Annotated in this window: 18 protein-coding genes and 1 pseudogene; 4 read left to right on the top strand and 15 right to left on the bottom strand. The window is 62.4% G+C overall.

Annotated features, from left to right (window positions below; translation table 11 throughout):
* Positions 1-19: 19 nt before the first annotated feature.
* Positions 20-499 (bottom strand): annotated as a pseudogene (locus FQ668_RS29005) (SDR family NAD(P)-dependent oxidoreductase); the annotation flags it as partial.
* 204 nt (positions 500-703) lie between these two features.
* Between FQ668_RS29005 and FQ668_RS15060 the strand changes: the two are divergent.
* Positions 704-1,603, top strand: coding sequence for a LysR family transcriptional regulator (locus FQ668_RS15060; protein ID WP_019438634.1), 900 nt, complete (start codon positions 704-706; stop codon positions 1,601-1,603).
* 19 nt (positions 1,604-1,622) lie between these two features.
* Here FQ668_RS15060 and FQ668_RS15055 read toward each other — a convergent pair whose 3' ends face one another.
* On the bottom strand, positions 1,623-2,762 hold the full coding sequence (locus tag FQ668_RS15055) for a glycerate kinase (protein ID WP_019438635.1): 1,140 nt from the start codon (positions 2,760-2,762) through the stop codon (positions 1,623-1,625).
* 140 nt (positions 2,763-2,902) lie between these two features.
* Entirely contained in the window at positions 2,903-4,000 is a 1,098-nt protein-coding gene (locus tag FQ668_RS15050; RefSeq protein ID WP_019438637.1) for a sugar diacid recognition domain-containing protein, read from the bottom strand.
* A gap of 163 nt (positions 4,001-4,163) precedes the next feature.
* Here FQ668_RS15050 and FQ668_RS15045 point away from each other — a divergent pair, with 163 nt between their 5' ends.
* The 3 genes from FQ668_RS15045 (at position 4,164) to FQ668_RS15035 (ending at position 8,261) form a co-directional block, all read left to right on the top strand.
* A complete protein-coding gene (locus FQ668_RS15045; protein WP_019438638.1) occupies positions 4,164-5,492 on the top strand; it encodes an MFS transporter in 1,329 nt (442 codons plus the stop codon).
* 165 nt (positions 5,493-5,657) lie between these two features.
* Positions 5,658-7,178 carry an FAD-dependent oxidoreductase gene (locus FQ668_RS15040; protein WP_019438639.1) on the top strand — a complete coding sequence of 507 codons (1,521 nt, stop codon included), beginning with the start codon at positions 5,658-5,660 and terminating at the stop codon, positions 7,176-7,178.
* A 72-nt stretch (positions 7,179-7,250) separates the two neighbouring features.
* Positions 7,251-8,261 (top strand): aldo/keto reductase, encoded by a 1,011-nt coding sequence (locus FQ668_RS15035; protein ID WP_019438640.1) that lies wholly within the window; start codon positions 7,251-7,253, stop codon positions 8,259-8,261.
* Between the two features lie 88 nt (positions 8,262-8,349).
* On the opposite strand, the gene FQ668_RS15030 is transcribed toward FQ668_RS15035, so the two are convergent.
* The 12 genes from FQ668_RS15030 to FQ668_RS14970 all read right to left on the bottom strand — a co-directional run bounded on the left by FQ668_RS15030 (position 8,350) and on the right by FQ668_RS14970 (position 21,532).
* Positions 8,350-9,042 carry a TraX family protein gene (locus FQ668_RS15030; RefSeq protein ID WP_014591002.1) on the bottom strand — a complete coding sequence of 231 codons (693 nt, stop codon included), beginning with the start codon at positions 9,040-9,042 and terminating at the stop codon, positions 8,350-8,352.
* Between the two features lie 3 nt (positions 9,043-9,045).
* On the bottom strand, positions 9,046-10,116 hold the full coding sequence (locus FQ668_RS15025; protein WP_014591003.1) for a metal-dependent hydrolase: 1,071 nt from the start codon (positions 10,114-10,116) through the stop codon (positions 9,046-9,048).
* A gap of 74 nt (positions 10,117-10,190) precedes the next feature.
* Entirely contained in the window at positions 10,191-11,441 is a 1,251-nt protein-coding gene (locus FQ668_RS15020) for an OprD family porin (protein ID WP_019438642.1), read from the bottom strand.
* A gap of 54 nt (positions 11,442-11,495) precedes the next feature.
* Complete coding sequence (locus tag FQ668_RS15015; protein ID WP_019438643.1) at positions 11,496-12,695, bottom strand: benzoate/H(+) symporter BenE family transporter; 1,200 nt, start codon at positions 12,693-12,695, stop codon at positions 11,496-11,498.
* A gap of 146 nt (positions 12,696-12,841) precedes the next feature.
* Positions 12,842-13,756 (bottom strand): catechol 1,2-dioxygenase, encoded by a 915-nt coding sequence (gene catA / locus FQ668_RS15010; protein WP_019438644.1) that lies wholly within the window; start codon positions 13,754-13,756, stop codon positions 12,842-12,844.
* A gap of 29 nt (positions 13,757-13,785) precedes the next feature.
* Positions 13,786-15,114: an aromatic acid/H+ symport family MFS transporter gene (locus FQ668_RS15005; RefSeq protein WP_014591007.1), complete on the bottom strand. Its 1,329-nt coding sequence runs from the start codon at positions 15,112-15,114 to the stop codon at positions 13,786-13,788.
* Positions 15,115-15,170: 56 nt separating this feature from the next.
* Positions 15,171-15,932 (bottom strand): 1,6-dihydroxycyclohexa-2,4-diene-1-carboxylate dehydrogenase, encoded by a 762-nt coding sequence (locus FQ668_RS15000; RefSeq protein ID WP_014591008.1) that lies wholly within the window; start codon positions 15,930-15,932, stop codon positions 15,171-15,173.
* A 193-nt stretch (positions 15,933-16,125) separates the two neighbouring features.
* The gene (gene benC, locus FQ668_RS14990; RefSeq protein WP_019438645.1) at positions 16,126-17,136 is read right to left on the bottom strand and encodes a benzoate 1,2-dioxygenase electron transfer component BenC; all 1,011 of its coding nucleotides are present in this window, start codon (positions 17,134-17,136) and stop codon (positions 16,126-16,128) included.
* Between the two features lie 71 nt (positions 17,137-17,207).
* Complete coding sequence (benB, locus tag FQ668_RS14985) at positions 17,208-17,693, bottom strand: benzoate 1,2-dioxygenase small subunit (protein WP_019438646.1); 486 nt, start codon at positions 17,691-17,693, stop codon at positions 17,208-17,210.
* The gene (benA, locus tag FQ668_RS14980; RefSeq protein ID WP_004374325.1) at positions 17,690-19,048 is read right to left on the bottom strand and encodes a benzoate 1,2-dioxygenase large subunit; all 1,359 of its coding nucleotides are present in this window, start codon (positions 19,046-19,048) and stop codon (positions 17,690-17,692) included. Before benA ends, benB begins: the two co-directional genes overlap by 4 nt.
* Positions 19,049-19,207: 159 nt before the next feature.
* Positions 19,208-20,164, bottom strand: a complete 957-nt coding sequence (locus FQ668_RS14975; protein WP_019438647.1) for an AraC family transcriptional regulator — start codon at positions 20,162-20,164, stop codon at positions 19,208-19,210.
* Positions 20,165-20,803: 639 nt separating this feature from the next.
* Positions 20,804-21,532: an RHS repeat-associated core domain-containing protein gene (locus FQ668_RS14970; RefSeq protein ID WP_080590255.1), complete on the bottom strand. Its 729-nt coding sequence runs from the start codon at positions 21,530-21,532 to the stop codon at positions 20,804-20,806.
* Between the last annotated feature and the right edge of the window lie 45 nt (positions 21,533-21,577).

Raw genomic sequence — 21,577 nt, 5'->3', positions numbered from 1 at the left:
TACCGTGCTCCTGGCCCTCCATGCTCAGGGCGTTCATGATGCCGACCTGGGCCATCTTGCCCGCGGCATAGGCCACCAGGCCGGGTTGCGCATAGCGCTGGTACATGGCGCGGTCCGAGGTGGTCAATACCACCCGTGGCGCTGCGGAGCGCTTGAGATGTGGCCAGGCATGCTTGGCCAGCCATACGGGGGCCTGCACATTGATGCCCAGGGCGCGTTGCAGGAAGGCATCTTCCTGGACCTCGATGCGTTGGTAATCGACCCAGCCGGCATTGTGGATCAGGATATCCAGCGCACCGAAATGCTCGATGGCCAACTCGACCAGCTGCTTGCAGCCTTCCTCGCTTTCCAGTTGGCCGGCGTGCCCAACCACTGCGAAGCCTTTGGCACGCATGGCCGCCAGTGCGTGCTCAAGCGCCGAGCCATCTTGCCCTTGCCCCGAACGGTCAGTGCCCAGGTCGCTGATGACTACCCGCGCGCCGCGTTCGGCCAACGCCATGGCATAGGCCAAGCCCAGGCCCTGTGCGGCACCGGTGATGACCGCAACTTTAGTATGAAAAGGGTCTGTAACGGGCATTTCTGACTACCTTCAGTTCTCCTTTTTACGATATCAACAAAAAAATCAATGACTTAATATTAAAAGCATGCAACTTTGATATCCCATGAATATCACCGCCGAGTCGCCGCGCTGCAGGAATGCTGGATGATCGAAACACGTTTGCTCAGGCAGTTCATCGCCGTGGCCGAAGAGCTGCACTTTCACAAGGCCGCCCAGCGTTTGCACATGGCGCAACCGCCGCTGAGCCAGGCGATCAACCGGCTCGAGGAAAAGCTCGGCTTCGGCCTGCTTCTGCGCAACAAGCGCGGGGTGCGCCTGACCGCAGCGGGTGCAGCGTTTCTCGACACCGCCTACCGCACGCTTGCTGAACTGGAACAAGGGATCGAGTACGCGCGCAACGTTTCTGCGGGGGTCAGCGGCAAATTGACCATCACGGCCATTTCCATCGCCTATTACGACTCGCTGCTCAACCGCTTGCGCCGCTTTCGGGAGACTTATCCGAACGTGCAGCTGACCATCCGCGAGATGCCATCCGCCTCTCAGGCCAAGGCCTTGCTGGCCGGTGAGGCGGACATCGGCTTCATGCGCAGGCTACCGCTGCCGGCCGGCACCCTGGAGGCACGCTTGCTGCTTGACGAGCAGATCGTCATGGCGCTGCCCGCCAGCCATCCCAAGGCGCGGCACGAGGCCGTCGACCTGCGCGAGTTTGCCGATGAAGACTTCGTGTTCACCCCACAAGCGCTGGGCGGGGGCTACCACGCGCAGTTGGTTGCGTTGTGCGAAGCGGCCGGGTTCTACCCCAAGGTCGTGCAGGAGGCGGCGCAGATCCACACCCTGCTTGGCCTGGTGGCCTGCGGCTTTGGCGTGGCCCTGGTGCCGGAGTCGTTCGTCCGCTCCACCCCGCGCGAACGCGTGCAGTTTTGCCCCATCCGCCCTATCGATGACCAGCCCGCCCCAGGGCTTGGGCTGTACATGAAATGGAGCGCCCAGAATGCTTCACCAGCGCTGGCCAACTTCATTGCCATGTTCGAGACACAGCAATAAGGCTATTTCTACAGGGTGTTCAGCCTCGTTTCGCGCAGCGCCACAGCCGACCGATATCACAAGCCCTGGCCTGCAACAGCTCGGCAGCATTTGCACACGCCTGCTCCAGGCTCATCGGTCCACTGGCCAGTGCAAATGCAGCATCGACCCCATGGGCATACAACTGCTGATACCCCTCCCCCAAGGTCCCGGCCAGTACCACCACCGGCACGCCATGGCGCTTGGCAACCCGCGCCACCCCCATCGGCGTCTTGCCGCTCAGTGTCTGGGCATCGAAACGCCCCTCGCCCGTCACCACCAGATCTGCCCCCTGCGCCAGGGCGTCAAGACCAACCAGCTCAGCCACGACTTGCACCCCAGGGCGGAACTGCGCGTCCATGAATGCCCGGGCAGCGAAGCCCATGCCACCGGCCGCGCCACAACCAGGGTAATCGCGCACATCCTCGCCCAACAGCAGCGCACAATGGTCGGCAAAATGATTTAGCGCGTGGTCCAGCGCCTCCACTTGTTGCGGGTTGGCACCTTTCTGCGGGCCGAAGATCGCCGATGCGCCGTTGGCGCCACACAAGGGGTTGTCGACATCCGCCGCGACTTCAAACTGCACCCCGACCAGGCGCGGGTCGAGGCCGCTGGCGTCGATACGGGCCAGCTTGGCCAAGGCCAGGCCGCCCTCTTCCAGCGCTTGCCCGTCAGCGTCCAGCAGGCGCAGGCCAAGCGCTCGCAACATGCCACTGCCGGCATCGTTGGTGGCGCTGCCGCCGATGGCCAGCACCACACGCAGGGCTCCGGCGTCGAGGGCTGCGGCAATCAGCTCACCGGTCCCCCAGGTGCTGCTGCGGCAAGCATCGCGCTGGCCGGTTGGCACCCGTTGCAGGCCACTGGCCTGGGCCATTTCGATGATTGCGGTGCGACTTTGCGGCAACCAGCCCCAGCCAGCCTCGACGTGCTGCCCCAATGGCCCGCGCACTGTCTGGCGGCGCAATTCACCGCAGCTGGCGGCCAGGATCACCTCCATGGTGCCTTCGCCACCGTCTGCCATTGGGCACTCGACCAGTTCAGCCTCCGGCCACGCTTCGCTCAGGCCCGCAGCGATGGCGCGGGCGACACCGGCAGCGTCCAGGCTGTCCTTGAACGAGTCGGGGGCAATGACGATCTTCATGAGGTTTCTCCTGTCCTGATGAGCGGCATGCTGACAGGTGGCAGCCAAGGTGACCTCGGTCAAATGCACAAAACGCCGGCCGGGTTGTTTGGGCAGATGCCTTTTGCCTGTTCTGGCCCAATCGCCGGCAAGTGAATCCTTCAGTCAGCTGGCAACAGCTGCAACCCCAGATACAAGCTAAGCATCCCTTCCAGGCGCAGCGGGTCGACCTCACCCAGCTCGGCTATGCGCTCCAGTCGATAGCGCAGGCTGTTGCGGTGGATGCCGAGGGCGTCGGCACAGGACTGGCTCTGGCCGTCATGGGCACACCAGGCGCGCAGGGTGGCGAGTAACTGGCCACTGCTGTCCTTGGCGCGGATGCGCTGCAACGGCTCCAGCAGCTCGTCCAGCGCATCGTCGTTACGGTGGCGCCACAGCAGCGCCGGCAGCCGGTAGCGCTGCAGGCTGAGCAATCGTTCGCTGGGCAATACCTCGCGGCCGTAGGCCAGCAAGTCACGCACCCGGCGGTAACCACGGCGTAACTGCTCCAGGCTCTGCGCTGCACTGCCCAGGGCCAGTCGCTCAATGTCCCAGCCGTGGCGTTGCAGGCGTTCCAGCAGGCGCAATTCATCCAGGGCCACGCCTGCCGGGCGGCACCACAGCAACGACTGGCGAGCCGGGCTGACGCACCAGCTATCCGGATAACGGCTCATCAACCATGCGGCCAGCGCCTCGGCAGGTGGCCCGGAAGTAATCTCGAACAGGCACGGTATCCGCGGTAGCTGAGGTTTCAGGCCCAACTGACGGGCTTCGTCCAGCAAGCGCGGCGAGTTACCGCTGCCGCCGAGCAATAGCGCCAGCAGGTCGTCACAGCGCTGCCTTCGCCATTGCTGGTCAGCCTGTAAATTGCGTTGGGCCAGCAGCATTTCGGCGGTCATGCGCACCAACTCGCCATAGGTGCGCACCTGCTGCGGGTCGCCAGTCAGGCCCAACACGCCCATCAGCCGCCCATCGAGCATCAATGGCAGGTTCACGCCGGGCTGCACGCCCTTCAGGCACTTGGCCGCGTCGGTATCCAGTTCGACGATCCGGCCATTGGCCAAGACCAGCTGCGCGCCCTCGTGACGGGTGTTGATACGCTCCGGCTCACCGCTGCCCAGGATCAACCCCTGGCTGTCCATGACATTGACGTTGCAAGGCAAGATGGCCATTGCCCGGTCAACGATATCCTGCGCCAGGTCATGGTCGAGTTCGAACATTGCGGGGTCCTTTAGGTGTTTGGCTTTTGGGCTCGGGCACAGCAGCCTGGGCCAAGCGCTGTGCAAAAGCACAAAGACAGGCTGGCCGCAGTCCCCGAGACTCGTCAGGGCGAGCGCCGGAACAGGCGACGCGGCGAAAACCATAACAACAGAGAACCCGATCATGGCACACAGCCCCGCCCCTGACCAAGGCACGGACACCACCCGCAACGCGCTGTACCGGCGTATCACCTTGCGGCTGATTCCGTTCATTTTCATCTGCTACCTGTTCAACTACCTGGACCGCGTCAACGTCGGCTTTGCCAAGTTGCAGATGCTCGACGCCCTGAAATTCAGCGAAACGGTGTACGGCCTTGGCGCCGGCATCTTCTTCATCGGCTACGTACTGTGTGGCCTGCCAAGCAACCTGGCCCTCAACCGCTTCGGCCCACGGCGCTGGATCGCGCTGATGATGATCGCCTGGGGCAGCCTGTCCACCTGCCTGCTGTTCGTCACCACCCCTGCCGAGTTCTACACCCTGCGCCTGCTCACCGGCGCTGCCGAAGCCGGCTTCTTCCCGGGTGTGGTGCTGTACCTCTCGCGCTGGTTCCCGGCGGCCCGGCGCGGCCGCATCATGGCCCTTTTCATGTCGGCGATCCCGGTATCGGGCCTGCTTGGCGGGCCGTTCTCCGGCTGGATCCTCGAACATTTTGCCGCCGGCCAGCACGGCCTGGCCGGCTGGCAGTGGATGTTCCTGATCCAGGGCCTGCCAACCGTGGCCTTGGGCGTACTGGCGGTATTCCTGCTCAGTGACGGCTACCAGAAAGCCGCCTGGCTGAGCCCGGCTGAACGTCAACTGATTGCTGCCGACCTGCAGGCCGATGCCGCAAGCACACCGGACACCACCAGCGACAGCGTGCTGGCCGTGTTGACCAACCCGCTGATCTGGACCTTCGGCTTCGTCTACTTCTGCATCCAGAGCGGCGTGTACGCGATCAACTTCTGGCTACCCTCGATCATCAAGAGCATGGGCTTCGACAACCCGCTGCTGATCGGCTGGCTCAGCGCCATCCCGTACCTGCTGGCGGGTGTGTTCATGATCCTTTGCGGGCGCTCGGCCGACCTGCGCAACGAGCGCCGCTGGCACCTGGTGGTGCCAATGCTGATGGGCGCCGTCGGCCTGCTGATTGCGGTGAACTTCGCCGGCAACCCGACTATTGCCATTCTTGGCTTGTCGATCGCCACCATGGGCGCGCTTACCGGTTTGCCGATGTTCTGGCCAATGCCGACTGCGCTGCTCAGTGCCGGAGCCGCCGTGGCAGGTCTGGCGATCATCAACTCGGTAGGCCAGATGGCGGGGTTTCTCAGCCCGTACCTGGTCGGGTTCATCAAGGACCAGACCGGCTCAACCGATGCCGCACTGTATTCGCTCGCGGCGTTGATCGTATTGGGTAGCCTGGTGGCCTTGCGTGTAACGCGAGCGGGTTCGCTGAGTACTGCACGGGCGAGTTGAGGCATTGGCCGGCTTGCCCACACCCACAGGTTTTCAAGCCTGTGGGCGCGGGCAAGCCTGCAATGAAGCCCACTCAAGCCACACCCTCCACCGATCGTCAGCTCAACGCATCCCCTTCCCGCCCCAGGCGTCAAATGGTTCCAAAGGCCCCTTTGGAGAAGCCCCATGACCCAGTACGCCGTGGCCCACTTGGCCCAGCTCGACGAACACCGCCCCCTGCGCGTGCAGGCCGGTAGCGAAGAACTCATCCTCGTCCGCCAAGGGGAGCAGGTACACGCTTATCAAGGCAACTGCCCCCATGCCGGGGCCCCACTCGACGAAGGTGTAGTCTGCGGTGGCCTGCTGGTCTGCCCTTGGCACAAAGCTGCGTTCGCCGTTGACGACGGCGTGGTTTGTGAGCCGCCTGCACTCGCCGACCTGCGCCGCTACAAGGCGTGGATCAAGGGCGATGAAGTCTGGGTCGATGACCAGCCCCTGCCGGCAACCGAACCGCCCAGACACAGCGATGCCCGCTGTTTTGTGGTGGTCGGCGCCGGTGCCGCCGGCAGCGCCGCCGTCGCCACCCTGCTGGCTCATGGCTTCGCTGGGCGGCTGGTATGGATCGATCAGGAGCGCCAGCCGGCCTACGATCGCACAGCTCTGAGCAAATTCGTGATTGCCGGGCAGATGCCGCCCGATGAGGTCCCCGCGCTGCTCGAAGCCGACGCCTTGCGCAAGGGCCAACTGCAGCGCAAGCACGGCAAGGTGCGCACCCTGAACAGCCAGAAGCGCCAGGTCACCCTCGCCGATGGTCAGCAGATCGATTACGACGCCTGCCTGCTGGCCACCGGTGGTAAAGCACTGCGCCCAGACATTCCCGGTGCCGACCTGCCCGGGGTGTTCACCCTCCGCTCACTGGAAGATGCTGCACAGTTGCTCGACGCAGCCGAGCCTGGCCAACCGGTGGTCATCGTCGGTGACGGCTTTATCGGCCTGGAAGCAGCCTCGGCATTGCGCAAGTATGGCTTGCAGGTGCACGTGGTCTCGCGCCACGAAGTCCCTCTGGCCCGACAGTTGGGCGAGCGGATCGGGCGCTGCATTCGCGCGCTGCATGAACGAAAAGGCATCACTTTCCACGGCCCCACCGAGGTCGAGCGGCTCGAAGGCCTGGTCAAGGTCGAAGCGGTGCAACTGGCCAATGGTGAACGGCTGCAGACCCCCTTGGTCCTGCTCGGCACCGGGGTAAAGCCCGCCACCGCGTTCCTTCAAGGCGTGCCGCTTGGCGAAGACAAATCGGTGAGGGTCGACGCAGAAATGCGCGCAGCTGACGGTTTGTGGGCCGCCGGTGATATCGCCACCTTCCCGCTCACGGGGCGCCCGGTGCGCATCGAGCACTGGCGCCTGGCCCAGCAGCACGGGGTTATCGCCGCCGCCAACATGCTTGGCGAACAACGCCGTTATGCCGATGTACCCTTCTTCTGGACCTACCAGCATGGCCGTACCTATGAAGTGCTAGGCCATGCCAGAGACTGGAACCGGATCGAATTCGTCGGAGAGCCGGAAAACGGCGATTTCATTGCCCTGCAGTGTGTGGATGAACGCGTCGAGGCCGTTATCGCCAAGGGTTACTCCGATGCCATGGCGACGCTGTCGCAACGCCTGAAGCGCCCCTTGAGCCTGCAGGAGGCTGTGGCGCTCATTGGCTGAGGGGTGCCTTTCAATGCATCCCGGTTGTGTGTAAAACAGGTAGGTCAGCCCACTGCATAAGGACCCACGCGCATGATCTACCGCCCCCTCGGCCACAGTGGCCTGCAGGTTTCCGCCCTTACCCTGGGCAGCATGATGTTCGGCGAGCAGACCAGTACCGAGGATGCCCTGCGCATCATCGACAAGGCCTGGGACCAAGGCATCAACTTCATCGACACCGCCGACGTGTACAACGCCGGGCGCTCGGAAGAAATCGTCGGTGAAGCCGTGGCGCGCCATCGCCATGACTGGATCGTCGCCAGCAAGGTCGGCTTCGGCCCGGCCGACGGCCTGCCTAACCGCAGCGGGTTGTCGCGCAAGCACATCTTCAATGCCGTGGATGCCACGCTGACCCGCATGGGCATGGACTACCTGGACATCTACTACCTGCACCGCGAAGACCACAAGGTACCGCTGGAAGAGACCGTGCAGGCCATTGGCGACTTGTTGCGCCAGGGCAAGATCCGCTACTGGGGGGTGTCCAATTTCCGTGGCTGGCGCATTGCCGAGGTCTGCCATGTTGCCGAGCGCCTCGGTGTGCCCAGGCCGGTAGTCAGCCAGCCGCTGTACAACATCGTCAACCGCCAGGCCGAGCCCGAACAGCTCACTGCCGCCGCCGCCCATGGTCTGGGCGTCGTACCCTTCAGCCCGCTGGCCCGGGGCGTGCTCAGTGGCAAGTATGCGCCGGGCGCGGTGCCGGACGCTGGCAGCCGTGCCGGGCGCCAGGACAAGCGCATCATGGAGGTGGAGTGGCGCCAGGAATCGCTGGCGATTGCCCGGCAGATCCAGACCTATGTCGAGGCCAAAGGTGTGGGGATCGTCGAGTTCGCCATTGCCTGGGTATTGAACAACCAGCTGGTGAGTTCCGCAATCGTAGGGCCTCGCACCGAGGAACAGTGGGAGACCTATGGGGGTGCGCTGGCGGTGAAGATCACCGCAGAGGACGAGGCGTTCATTGACTCACTGGTGACGCCGGGGCATGCGTCGACCCCAGGGTTCAATGATGTCGCGCATTATGTGAGTGGGCGGTTGGCACGCAGCTGAGCGTCTTCCTGTACTGGCCTCTTCGCGGGCAATGGGGGCCCAACGCCGGGCTCCCGATCCCCTTTTTCACCGCGGCCCGATGCCTGGCTCATGACAGGACCTTGATGACCAGCAAATGCACCGGATAGAACAGGTAACCCCAGCGCCCCACCACGGGCACCCGCCATTCATCTTGCCGTAACAACAGCACCCCGAGCGGAATCGCCAGAGTTGCAGCAGTCAGTGTCAGCACCGTGAACGGCGCCAACAGGTGCTCGCGCAACCAGCTATTGGTCAGATTGCCGCCCGCAGCCAACAGGCAAGGCAACAACCCGGCAACCCCACCTTGCCTGCGCGCCATCAACCAGGCGCCCGGCAGCAACACCCCCGGCAACCCATACATCAGCTGCTCACGCAACAACCAACCCGCCAGCAGGCCGGCGATGCCAAGCACGCGTGCCGATATCAAGGGGTGATGCACACCCCAGGCAACCACCAACCCCAATAACAAGGTCGGCATCACGCTGAATGTCTGCGAGCCACTGTCCAGCCAACGATACGCAGGCTCGGACAGCACCGCGAACATCAGCATCAGCGCCAGGTAGCGCAGGTTGCCACGGGTATACAGCGCCCCCGCACGGGCTCGCCCAACATTCACTGCAATCGCCAGGCAGAACAGCGGAAACGCCAGCCGCCCCAACACGAACAGGCTATCGGCCTCGGGCCACAGAAAACGCAAGTGATCGACGACCATGGTCAACATCGCCGTCCATTTGACCAGATCCAGCCCGGCCGAGCGCAAGCGCTAGCGCTCTACGGGGCTGACGCCCAGATAACGTTCGGTCCACACTGCCAGAGGCAAGGGTGGTTGCTGTTCGATAATGCGCCGCCAGATCAACGCCAGGTCTGCACCACTGAACATCGAACCTGGGCCAGCGCCCTGGAACATCGAAGGCACATCGACAATCCAGCGCCCCTGGTTATCACGGTGGGCCATGTTGAAACGGAAGGTGTAGTTACCTGGAATACCCATACGCAGGTCGGTGACCACCAGCGCATCACCGATCTGGTCGTATCGCAGCCAGTCATCGGTGAACCAGCGCAACCGCTGGTGCAGTGGATCATCGCTCAGCGCTTGGGCAAGCTGCAGGTTACGTGACAAACGCTGCATCTCTGGCGGTTGCCGGTCGAATGCACTGCTGATGCCTTCGTAGTAATCCCCTTCCGCAGTCTTGGCCAGCACCCGCCAGACCAGGCTGTTGAAAGCGATCGGCACGGCGCGGACCTCGTTGGTAGCGATACCGCGCTGGTGCAGCGCCGCCTCGAAGCGCTGCTCGGCCGCCATGCGCCCGGCAAGGCCAAACCCTAGGTATGCGGTACTGAATACCAGCGCCAGGGTCAATAGGCGTTTAGCCCTGGCAGTCACGCCCTTGGCGATGGCATAGATGACCGCCAGCAGCAGTGGCACGGTATAGACCGGGTCGATGATAAACACCGCCGCCCAGCTTTGCGGGGTGCCTTGCAGTGGCCAGAACAGCTGCGTGCCGTAGACCGTAAAGGCGTCCAGCAACGGGTGGGTAACCAGTACCAGCCAGAATGCGAGGAACAGCCGTGGCAAGGTATAGCCTTTGCCAGGCCAGCATTTGTTGACCAGCCAGGCCAGCAGCAAGGCCAGCCCCGTTAGCACGAACAGCGAGTGGGAAAAACCACGGTGGTAGGTCATCTGCGACACCGGGTCGGCGTAGCGAATGATCACATCCAGGTCCGGCAACGTGCCCAGTGCTGCACCGTACAGCAGCGAGCGCCGGCCCTGGATGCGCCCGAGCACGGTCCCTTGCAGCGCCGCGCCAAGTACGGCTTGGGTGATGGAGTCCAAGGTGGGGATTCCTGAAAAAGTCGTTTGCGCACGCTACCCCCATCCACCCCTGATGCGCAATTCTCCTGAATGGCTCAGAACAGCTGCCAGGTGTACACCAGCGTCAGGCGGTTCTCGTCGATATCACTGCGGTAGTTGGAGCGCGCCATGGCGTTCCTCACCCGTATCCCCAAGCCCTTCAGTGCCCCGCTCTGCACCGCATAGCCGATATCCAGATCACGCTCGCGATCACGCCCTTCGTAACCCAGCCCGGTATCGACATTGTTACCGGTTATGTAGCGCACGGTCGCTGTCAGGCCCGGCACGCCCATGGCGGCGAAGTTGTAGTCGTAACGCACCTGGTACGAGCGTTCGTCGGTGTAGGCAAACTCATAGGTCGGCACCTCATTGCCCAACGGCGAGATGTTGGCGAATACCCGTGGGAACGGGCTATCGCCATAAATGCCCTGGTAGCCGACATGGAAGCTGTGCCCGCCATGGCGGGCAGTGAACAGCGAGAAGAACGCCTGGTTGTCGATGTTGCCCAGCAGCGCATCGCCTTCCTCACGTGCGGTGAAATAACCCAGGTTGGCGCTGAGTACCCAGTCCCCGACGGGTTTGCTGTGCTTCAGGCCAACGAAGCCTTGTTGGTAGATGTCCTCCAGCTGACCGTACCAAAGGCTGACGTTGCTCTGGTTGGCATTGAACGCATAATCCCCACCCACGTAGTTGAACGCGTCGCTTTCGGCCTGTCGCATCGGCACATGGCCGAGCATCGCGTTCATCTTGCCGTCGCCACCTTCGTTGCGCAGGTGGGTGCTTTTCAGGTGCCCGGCCTGCACGGTCAGCCCGTCGATTTCTGCCGAACTCAAACTCACGCCCTGATAGGTGGGCGGCAACAGGCGAATATCACTGAAGGTCAGCACCGGCAGGTTCGGTTGCAGTTCACCTGCACGCAGTTCGGTTTTTGATATCCGTGCCTTGAAGGTCGGCGCCAGGCGGCTGTACTCGTCGGCAGCGCGGCCGTCGCCATGCACCGGCAACAGGCCGGTGTTGGTACGGTCTGGACTGCTGTCCAGCTTGATCCCCAGCAAGCCCAGGGCGTCCACGCCAAAGCCGACCGGGCCCGGGGTGTAGCCACTTTTGAAGTCGAGGATGAAACCCTGGGCCCACTCCTCGGCCTTGGACTGTTTGTTGGCCCCGACAATGTCGGAAAAATCGCGGCTGAAGTAGTAGTTACGGGCACTCAGGGTGGCCTTCGAGTCCTCGAAGAAGCCGCCTTCGGCAGCCAGCAGTGGCTGGCTGAGCAGTGTCAGGCCCAGGGCAACGCAAGGGGTGTGGTTCATTCCGAAGCTCTCTTGATCTTGTTTTTATGGGTAAAGCGTTGGAAACACGGCAGTTCATGGGGTACGGCGCAGCACCTCCCGGGCACCTGGTTGGCGCAGCCTCAGCATCGCGTGCGCCAGCAGGCCGAACAGCAGCCCCCAGAACGCCGCCGACAGGCCCAGGAAAGCCACCCCCGAAGCGGTGACCAGGAAGGTGAACAGCCCGGCGTCGCGCTCGGCCGGTTCTGCCAGGCTGCGGACCAAGGCTTCGCTGATGGCGCCATACAGGGCCAAACCGGCCAGGGCAGCGATCAGTACGGCGGGAAAGGCGGCGAACAGCGACATCAAGGTGGCCCCGGCAATGCCCAGTAGCAGGTACAACACACTGCCTGCCACCGCAGCTACATAGCGCCGTTGCGGGTTTTCATGGGCTTCATGGCCGGTGCACAGGCTGGCGGTAACCGCCGCCAGGTTCAGCCCGTGGCAACCGAACGGCGCCAGTAGCGCCCCAGCCAGGGCACTGGCGCTGATCAGCGGGCTGGCCGGCGTGGTGTAGCCAGCGTTGCGCAGTACCGCCATACCCGGCATGAATTGCCCGGTCAGTGCCACCAGCACCATCGGCAGCGCCAGGCTGAATACCGCCGACAGGCTGAACTGGGGGGTGATCCACTGGGGTGAGGCCAGTTCCAGCACCAGTACCTCGCTGCGCAACGTACCGCTGGCCACGGTCACCAGCATGCCCACGCCCAGTACCGCAGCCACTGCATAGCGCGGCTGCACCCGACGCATCAGCACGTAGGTGACGAACATCGCCAGTACCAGCAGCGGTTGCACCGGCAAGGCGCGGAACACCTCGATGCCAAAACTGAACAGGATCCCGGCCTGCATACCGGCAGCGATAGAACCCGGCAGGCGCGCGATGATGCGGTCGAAGGCCCCGCTGATGCCGATCAGCAGCAGGACCAGGTTGGCCACCAGGTAGGCCCCCACGGCCTGCTCCAGGCCCAGTTGCGGCAAGGCAGTGACCAACAGGGCCGACCCCGGGATTGACCAGGCAATCACTACCGGCACGCGGTAGCGCAGGCTGAGCAGCGCACCGAGCACCGCACTGCCCATGGACACGGCCCAGACCCAGGACGACAACTGCTGGTGCGACAGGCCGGCCGCTTCGGCGGCGTGGAAAATGATCACCAACGGGCCGGCATAGGAGATCGTCGTGGCAATGCTGCCGGCGACGATGGCCGACACCGAGCAGTCCTTGATCAGCGTTTTCATGAAGTTTCTCGCAAGCCAGCGGCCGCCCGTTGTGGCGGGCTCTTGTTTGGGTGTTGGCTGCTTCGCGGGCTTGCCCGCTCCCACAACGACTGCACAGGCTTCACCTATGGGAGCGGGCATGCCCGCGAAACAGCCCACTCGGTGGATCAGGCCTCCTGCAAAGCCCGCGGCCGCCCGCTGCGCTGCTCATCGGCACCGCCCTGGGCCTGCTGCAACTGGAAGTCGAACTTCAACTCGGCATGCCGACCCTCCGGCCCTTCGACGAACACCACCTCCCCGACCAGCCCGTCACGTGTGGCGTAGGCAAAGTCATCCCACAGGTACTTGTCCCCCGACAGGTTTATCTGCGTGGTCAGGTGCCGGTACCCGGGCGCCGAGATAAAGAAGTGCACATGCGCCGGGCGCTGGCCATGACGGCCCAGCAGGTCCAGGCATTCCTGGGTTGGCCCCTGCGGGTCGCAGCCATACCCCGATGGCACGATGGAGCGCGCACGGTAGCGCCCCTGGGCATCGGTAACGATGCGCCGACGCAGGTTGTACGCCGACTGGCTTCGGTCGAAGAACGAGTAGGTACCACGGGTATTGGCATGCCACAGGTCGACCGTGGCACCCGGCAGCGGGCGTCCGTGCGGGTCCAGCACCTGGCCTTCCAGGAACATCACCGTGGCCACGCCCTCCTCGCTGCCATCGTCCATGCGCACTTCACCTTGGGCAATCGGTGCGCCAGCCACGTACAACGGGCCTTCGATGGTGCGCGGGGTGCCGCCAACGCGCCCTGCCTCCTGGTCCTTGGCATCCTGCAGCAGGTCGAGGAAGTGTTCGAGGCCCAGCCCCGCCACCAGCAACCCGGCTTCGCCGCAACCGCCCAGGCGGTTGAGGTAGTCGACGGCGTGCCAGAACTCGTCTTCGCTGATGTCCAGGTCTTCGATCAGCCGCGCGGTATCCTGCAGCAGGCGCTGCACGATGCGTTTGAGGCGTGGGTTGCCGGCCGCATTACCAAAACCTGCTGCCTCCTCGAAGAACTGCTGTACCTCGGCAGTATTGGAAATGTTCACGGTCATGGGAGTTACCTCGTCTTGTTCTGTTCGGTTCAAGCCTGCGCCGCCAGGGCCTGGGCGTGGCGCCGACCACTGGCCAGGTGCACGGCCATGGCCAGCGCGGCGATGGCGCCAGGAATGGCGAAGGCGATGAAATTGAGTTGAAGTGGCAGGTTGATGCCCATCAGCGCACCGCCCAGCAGCGGGCCGACGATGGCGCCGTTACGGCCAATACCCGAGGCCCAGCCCAGGCCGGTAGAGCGCACCGACAGGCCGTACATCTGCGCAGCGCCGGCATACAGCAGAATCTGCGTACCAATGGTGGTGGCGCCGGCAATGAAGATCAGCAGGTACAGCACCGGCATCGGGCTGTTCACCCCCAGCAGGCTGATCGACAGTGCGGCTGCAATGAAGAACGCCACCTTCACCTTGACCAGGTTGTAGCGGTCGCCCAGCCAGCCGCCGAGGATCGCCCCGGCCATGCCGCCAAAGTTCAGTGCCAGCAGGAATGACAGGCTTGAGCCCAGGCTGTAGCCGGCGTTGGCCATCAGCTTTGGCAGCCAGGAGCTCAGGGCGTAGACCATCAGCAGGCAGCAGAAGAACGCAACCCACAGCGCCAGGGTGCGAATTGCCAGGCCATTGCGGAACAGTTCCAGCACCGAAGCGCCGCTGCCTTTGCGGTCGGCCGCCTGAAGCATGTCATCGGCCTGCACATCGCAGTCCGGGTCCAGCCGTTTGAGCAGCGTGCGTGCTGCCTCGATACGGCCTTGGCGCACCAGGAAGCCGATGGATTCAGGCAGGTAGTAAAGAATCACCGGTAACAGCAGCAGTGGCACCGCAGCGGCGAAGAACATCGACTCCCAGCCAAAACGCGGCAGCATGAAAATGCCGACACCTGCCGACAGCATGCCGCCCAGCGAATAACCACTGAACATGATCGCCACCAGCGTGCTGCGCAGGCGCTTGGGCGCGTATTCGTTCATCAGTGCCACGGCGTTGGGCATCAGGCCGCCACAGCCCAGGCCGGCGATGAAGCGGTAGATGCCAAACTCGCTCGGGCTGCTGGCAAAGCCATTGAGGATGGTCGCCCCCGAGAACAAGGCGAAACAGATGGCAATGCCCTTCTTGCGCCCGATGCGGTCGGCCAGGCTGCCGAAGGCCAGGGCGCCGAACATCATGCCGAACAGCGCATAGCTGCCCAGTGCACCAGCCTGCAATGGGGTCAGGCCCCACTCTTTCATGATGACCGGCAATACCACACCGTAGATGAACAGGTCATAGCCGTCGAAAATCAGCAGCAGGCCGCACCAGGCCATGACCATCCAGTGAAACGGGGTAAAGCGCGCATTGTCGATGATCGGGTGTACGTCAAGGGTTCGCATGGCATCTGTCGCTCTTGTTTTTGTTGTGGAAGAAAGCTTTGCCTTGAGGTTGCGGGTCAGCCGAGGTCGCCGCCCCCTACCGGCAGGGTCACGCCGGTGATGTACGAGGCTTCGTCGGACGCGAGGAACAGAATGGCCCCCACCTGCTCGTCGATGCTGCCGTAGCGGTGCATCAGGCTGCTGTCGAGGGTCTGGTCGACGATCTGCTGGTACCAGCGCTTTTCCTGCTCGGTTTGCTCTGCACTGTTGCGCGGTACCCGCCGGGGCGGTGCTTCGGTGCCACCCGGCGCGGTGGCGTTGACACGGATCCCACGGCCAGCCGTTTCGAAGGCCAGGCAGGCGGTGAGCGCATTGACGCCGCCTTTGGCCGCGCCATAGGGCACACGGTTGACGCCACGGGTGGCGATGGAAGAAACGTTGACGATGACGCCGCTGCCACGTTCAAGCATGTAGGGCAGCGCGGCATGGCAGCACCACAGTGTCGGGAATAGCGAACGGCGCACTTCGGCCTCGATCTGCTCGACTTCGTAGTGCTCGAAAGGCTTGGCCCAGATGGTGCCGCCGACGTTGTTGACCAAGATGTCGAGGCGGCCGAAGGTTTCCACCGCACTGGCCATGACCCGGGCGCAATCGGCGTGTTGTTCCAGGTCGGCGGTGAGGGTGAGCATGCCCTCGCCAGCCAGTTCGTGGACCAGCTCGGAACGGTCTACCGCCACCACTTGCGCGCCTTCAGCCTTCAGCCGCCAGCACACGCCCCGGCCGATGCCTTGAGCGGCACCGGTGACCAGGGCGACCTTGCCTTGGAATCTGTTGTTCATATGCAAATCTCCAGTTCGCGAGAGACCCTGTGGCAGCAATTGTCTTGCTCAAAGCCGGAAAGGCTGCGCGATCACTGTGGGAGCGGGCTTGCCCGCGAACACCGGCGAAGCCCGTGCCATCCACCGCGCAGCCTGCTTCGCGGGCTCGCCCGCTCCCACAGGGTCGGCGTATTGCTTTGAATCAGAGGGGCTGTCAGGCCGCAGCCGCAAACTTCTCGTAGTAGAAGTTGGCTGGGGTAATGCCCTGCTCGCGCACGTACTGGCTGACCGCTTCCACCATGGGGGGCGGCCCGCACAGGTACAGGTCCACATCGCCGTCATTGAGGTGACGTGGCTCGATGTGCTGGGTGACATAGCCCTTCTGCGGGTACTGGCTGTCCGGGTTGGCGACGCAGGCGCTGTAGGTGAAGTTGGGGATGCGTACCGCCAGCGCTTGCAGGCGGTCGAGTTCGACCAGGTCAAAGTCGTTGGTCACGCCGTAGATCAGGTGCAGCGGGTGCTCACTGCCCTGCTCGGCGATCTTCTCCAGCATCGCGGTGAACGGTGCCAGCCCGGTACCACCCGCCAGCAGCAACAGCGGGCGCTGGATCGGCCGCAGGTAGAAGCTGCCCAACGGCCCGGCCAGGCTCAGGCTGTCGCCGGCTTTGGCAAGGTTGGTCAGGAAGCTGCTCATCAGCCCACCTGGTACGTTGCGGATCAGGAAGCTGACTTCGCCGTCCTTCTGCAGCGAGCTGAACGAGTAGGCCCGGCTCTGCTCGCTGCCCGGCACCTTGAGGTTGACATACTGCCCCGGCAGGAAGGCCAGACGGCTCAGGGCCTCACCCTTGATCGACAGGGCAATGGTGCTGACCGACAGCTGGCGCACATCGCTGATGGCGGCCTCGAAACTGGCCTGCTCGGTCTTGCACAGCTGCGACGAAGCCGGGATGCGGATGACGCAGTCGCTTTCGGCACGCATCTGGCACGTCAGCACGTAGCCTTCGGCGATTTCGTCTTCGCTCAAGGCGTCTTCGATGAAGTTGTCGCCAAGGTCATAACGACCGGACTCAGCCTTGCACTTGCAGGTCCCGCAAGCGCCGTCACGGCAGTCCAGCGGAATGTTTATGCCTTGGCGGTAAGCGGCGTCGGCCACGGTTTCTTGACCGGTGGCTTCAATGAAACGGGTAACCCCGTCTTCGAAATTCAGTGCGATCTGGTAGCTCATGTTGCACCTCGCGGGCGAGCCGGGCCACGGCGCGTCACAAGACGCACCGGGCAATGCTCGAAAACCCTGTATCAGATGTGGTAGATGTCGATGACCTGGCGAACGTAGTCGTTCTTCAGCACCACCTTCTTGGCCTTGATCTGCGGCTGCTCACCGCGCAGGTCGAGGGTGTAGAAGCTGGTGCCGAAGTAACTGTCGGTGGTCTTGTAGCGGAAGCTCAGGGTGTGCCAGTTGAAGCGCACCTGGCAGCTGCCCTCGCCCTGCTCGACGATCTCGATGTTGCTGATGTTGTGCGAGGTGCGGGTGTCGGGCACGGTCGCACTGGAGCGCTCGGTCTTGATGCGGAACACACGGTCTTCCAGGCCGCCACGGTTGCCGTACCAGATCAGCGAGATTTCGCTTTGTGGGTCTTCGGTGAGGGTGTCGTCATCGTCCCAGCTCGGCATCCAGAAGCTGGCATCGCTGGCGTACAGTTCCAGCCACTGGTCCCACTGGGCATCGTCCAGGTAGCGCGCTTCGCGGTACAGGAAGTCGCGCACGGTTTCATACAGGCTCATTGCACGGCCTCCACGGGGATCAGCTGCTGTTCGTCCTTGAGGGCCTGGATCATGGTGTCCTGCCAGTACTTGTGCTGCAGCACGAACAGGCCTTCGTCCTCGGTGCGCACGCCCGACAGCAGGGGTTCGAGTTCAATCTCCTTGGCCGCCTCATCGGCGCCTTCGACCCAGTGTTTGGCGCCGCGAGACATGTCGTTCCAGCCGGTGCCGCCACCATAGCCGGTCTGGCACGAGCGGAATTCTTCCAGGTCGTCCGGGGTGGCCATGCCGCTGACGTTGAAGAAGTCTTCGTACTGGCGAATACGCTTGGCGCGGGCATCGGCGCTCTCGCCTTTCGGCGCGATGCAGTAGATGGTGATTTCAGTCTTGTTCACCGAAATCGGCCGGGCAACGCGGATCTGCGAACTGAACTGGTCCATCAGGTACACGTTGGGGTACAGGCACAGGTTGCGCGAGTTTTCGATCATCCAGTCGGCACGTGCCTGGCCGAAATCGGCGGCCAGTTGGTCGCGGCGCTCATAGGCCGGGCGGTCTTCCGGGTTGGCCCAGCGGGTCCACAGCAGCAGGTGGCCGTGGTCGAAGGAATAGAAACCGCCGCCCTGCTTGGCCCAGGCGCCAGCACTCATGGTCTTGATCTCGTCACCCGCCTCGCGCTGCTTGCGCTGGTTCTGGGTGGCAGCGTAGTTCCAGTGCACGGAGCTTACGTGGTAGCCGTCGGCGCCGTTTTCGGCGGTGAGCTTCCAGTTGCCTTCGTAGATGTACGAGCTGGCACCGCGCAGCACTTCCAGGCCTTCAGGCGACTGATCGACGATCATGTCGATGATCTTCGCCGACTCGCCCAGGTGCTCGACCAGCGGCTTCACATCGGCGTTCAGGCTGCCGAACAAAAAGCCCCGGTACGACTCAAAACGTGCCACCTTGGTCAGGTCGTGGGAGCCGTCGCAGTTGAAGCTGTCGGGGTAGCCGGCGTTGCTGGGGTCTTTCACCTTCAGCAGTTTGCCGCTGTTGTTGAACGTCCAGCCGTGGAACGGGCAGGTATAGCTGGAACGGTTGCCGCGCTTGTGCCGGCACAGCATGGCACCGCGGTGGCTGCAGGCGTTGAGGAAGGCATTGAGCTCACCGTCCTTGTTGCGCGCGATGAAAATCGGCTGGCGCCCCATGGTCAGGGTGAGGAAGTCATTCTTCTCGGGGATCTGGCTTTCGTGGGCCAGGTAGATCCAATTGCCCTCGAAGATGTGTTTCATTTCCAGGTCGAACAGCCGTGGGTCGGTGAACATCTCCCGCTTGCAGCGGTAGATGCCCTTTTCACGGTCGTCCTCGAGCATGGCATTGAGGTAGTCGAATCCCAGGGACATGGCCAGGGTCTCCCTTGTTATTGTTTAGACCTGGTCAGGTTAGAGGCTGGGATTGGGTCGCAATATCCGGTTTGTGCGGGGTGCTATCCGTTTTGTGCAGGTTGAGGTGACAGGTTCAACCGTCTCTTCGCGGGCGTACCCGCGAGAGACCGGTAGGGTTCAACGCCGGTTGCGCAAGGTTTCGGACGGCAATTCGCCAAACTGCTGTCGATACACCTCGGAGAAACGCCCGAGGTGCAGAAAACCATAATCCATGGCCAGTTCGGTCACGCTACGTACCGAGCAACTGGCATCACCCAGGCAGGCACGCACCTGTTCCAGCTTGCGTTGTCGTACGTACTGCTTGGGTGTGGTCTGCAGGTGCCGGTCGAACAGCGCATACAACGAGCGCAGGCTCATGCACGCCTGCTCCGCCAACGCCTCCGCTGTCAGCTCGAACTTAAGGTTGCGATCGATGTAGTCGATGATCCGCTCCAGGCTTGCACCCGGTGAGCTGAGGCTCTCGCGGCGGATATTGGTGCTCATCAGAGTCAGCAGCTTGCTGGCGACAATCTGGCTGTAATGGCCCTGCACCCTGGGCAGCGAATCGCTCACTTCCGCCTCATGACAAACCATGGCCAGCAGGTTCACGAAACCATCCAGCTCCTCCAGCCGGTAATGATTGCGCAAGAACCGCACGCCCCCTTCAGGCCGCTGCCAGCGCTGTTCATCGCAGATCGAGTCCAGCAGCCGGGTCGGCACCTTGAGGATGAACTTCTCGCAGTCTTCCGAGTAAGTCAGGTCAACCGGATCGTCCGGGTTGATCAGCAGCAGCTCGCCCGGCACCAGGTGCTGCTCGCGCTTTTGCCCGCGCCACAGGCAGTTGCCATTGAGCAAGACTTGCAGGTGGTAGATGGTTTCCAGCGCAGGCGACGTCACGCGAACACTGCCGCCATAGCTGATACGGCACAGGTCGAGCTCGGCGAACTTGCGATGGCTGAGGCTGGCCTGGGGGTGGGTGGTACGGGACAGACCGATGCAATGCTGGCCTACATGCTGGTTCACATAATCGGACACAGCGTAAGGATCGGCGTGGTGAAACACGCTACTGCGCTCGCTCAGCAGGCGGCTTTCCATAGGCAAGGCACTCGGTATCGTTATTGTTCTGGTCGCCGCGCCCTACCGCCTTGTGGGCTGTGGTTGCGGTCATCACGGTCATTCTATCGGGCTGGCAGCGCGTCGCAGGGGCAGGCGACAGCCGGCGGACAGGGACACTACAGCAAAAAGGCGGGGGTTGGGCAATGCAACGATGGGATTGGCCGGGCGGATAGCGGACAGGTCCGGCGTCATGCGTGTTCGTTTATCGAACAGTATCTTCCGGTACTCGCGTGGCCTGCACATAGGGGCGGACCAAGCGCTCCAGGTGCCGGCGGTACGGGCTGGCGTGTTCAGTAATCCCGTCGATGCCGATCGGGTAAATGTTGGCGCATATCAGCTCTAACGCCATGTGCAGGCCATTGGACAAACTTGCTTGCACTCCTCATGGCGGGTGATAGTGCCGACCATCCGCGCAACATACACCCCTCATTGACAGTGATGCTCTTGTCTCGGTCGAGTGCAGTATATAGGAGGCGGTCCACTAATTATGGCCTGACGGTTAATAAGCCCCTTTATGTAGAAAGCTGGACACTTCAAATGCTTAGCTACCAAGCGGCGGAAATAAGGTTACTCGAGATTGATACTCAACCTGGCGCCGCAAATTTCCGAGAATTACTATCAACCAAACATTTCACGCTCAGCCCTAATCCAAGCAGTAACTTTCATCAACTCAGGAATCCTATCGCCGCCAGAGGCAATATTACTAGCATAAGCATCAAACAAATAATCATCTACATCACTCCCCCCGACAGGAGGGGCGACAACACGCTTGATATAATTAAGAACATCCAGATCTTCCGGCAATATATTTCTGTCAGATGAAGGCGACCCCCTCAAGCGAGCAAGCACAGCCAACTTCGAATTACGCTCTACAAAAGGCCTTAAGTCAGGGTTGGACTGAATTATATCTTGCGGCGGTATCTTTTTATTTCTCATTATTAAATATTTATCTCTTAATTCGGGACCCTCCAGTTTGAAGGTGATATTTTGCTGCTTGGGGTTCTTAACGGGAACATTACTGGATGAGCTCGATGAGGGCTTCGATGGGGCTGTCTGTGATAATTTTCTTACTAGCTTCGGCGACCCTGGGGACTGCCCTGTAGGGTCCGAGTAATTTACAGGATCTCCGGCGCAGTAAGAATAGCTGTTGATACCACCTTTCAGAAACGGGCTCAAGGCATCGGGCGATGCGAAGCGCATCAAAGCTGGTAGATACAATCGTTTACCTACCCCTAGATGATACCCGCTAACGAGATCGTCTAAATGATCACCATTGTACTTCAACACGGAGCAATAGCCATCACCCCCAATAGCCCCGTAGGGCGTGTACGATTGCGAACGTTTCACGATCAATGACCTTAGAGAACACCATTTCCCTTGAATTCTAGGCTG

This window comes from Pseudomonas sp. Kh14 (assembly GCF_900291005.1).
GTDB classification, from domain to species: Bacteria; Pseudomonadota; Gammaproteobacteria; order Pseudomonadales; family Pseudomonadaceae; genus Aquipseudomonas; species Aquipseudomonas alloputida.
Note: the sequence above shows the minus strand (reverse complement) of the source record. Positions and strands in the feature narration are given on the sequence as shown.

Coding starts and splice junctions, on each gene's coding strand:
- FQ668_RS15000 (WP_014591008.1), bottom strand. CDS start 15,932: ATGAACAACAGATTCCAAGGCAAGGTCGCCCTGGTCACCGGTGCCGCT.
- FQ668_RS15035 (WP_019438640.1), top strand. CDS start 7,251: ATGATCTACCGCCCCCTCGGCCACAGTGGCCTGCAGGTTTCCGCCCTT.
- FQ668_RS15020 (WP_019438642.1), bottom strand. CDS start 11,441: ATGAACCACACCCCTTGCGTTGCCCTGGGCCTGACACTGCTCAGCCAG.
- FQ668_RS15045 (WP_019438638.1), top strand. CDS start 4,164: ATGGCACACAGCCCCGCCCCTGACCAAGGCACGGACACCACCCGCAAC.
- FQ668_RS15060 (WP_019438634.1), top strand. CDS start 704: ATGATCGAAACACGTTTGCTCAGGCAGTTCATCGCCGTGGCCGAAGAG.
- FQ668_RS15005 (WP_014591007.1), bottom strand. CDS start 15,114: ATGCGAACCCTTGACGTACACCCGATCATCGACAATGCGCGCTTTACC.
- FQ668_RS15040 (WP_019438639.1), top strand. CDS start 5,658: ATGACCCAGTACGCCGTGGCCCACTTGGCCCAGCTCGACGAACACCGC.
- FQ668_RS14975 (WP_019438647.1), bottom strand. CDS start 20,164: ATGGAAAGCCGCCTGCTGAGCGAGCGCAGTAGCGTGTTTCACCACGCC.
- benA (WP_004374325.1), bottom strand. CDS start 19,048: ATGTCCCTGGGATTCGACTACCTCAATGCCATGCTCGAGGACGACCGT.
- FQ668_RS15055 (WP_019438635.1), bottom strand. CDS start 2,762: ATGAAGATCGTCATTGCCCCCGACTCGTTCAAGGACAGCCTGGACGCT.
- benB (WP_019438646.1), bottom strand. CDS start 17,693: ATGAGCCTGTATGAAACCGTGCGCGACTTCCTGTACCGCGAAGCGCGC.
- FQ668_RS15050 (WP_019438637.1), bottom strand. CDS start 4,000: ATGTTCGAACTCGACCATGACCTGGCGCAGGATATCGTTGACCGGGCA.
- catA (WP_019438644.1), bottom strand. CDS start 13,756: ATGACCGTGAACATTTCCAATACTGCCGAGGTACAGCAGTTCTTCGAG.
- benC (WP_019438645.1), bottom strand. CDS start 17,136: ATGAGCTACCAGATCGCACTGAATTTCGAAGACGGGGTTACCCGTTTC.
- FQ668_RS15015 (WP_019438643.1), bottom strand. CDS start 12,695: ATGAAAACGCTGATCAAGGACTGCTCGGTGTCGGCCATCGTCGCCGGC.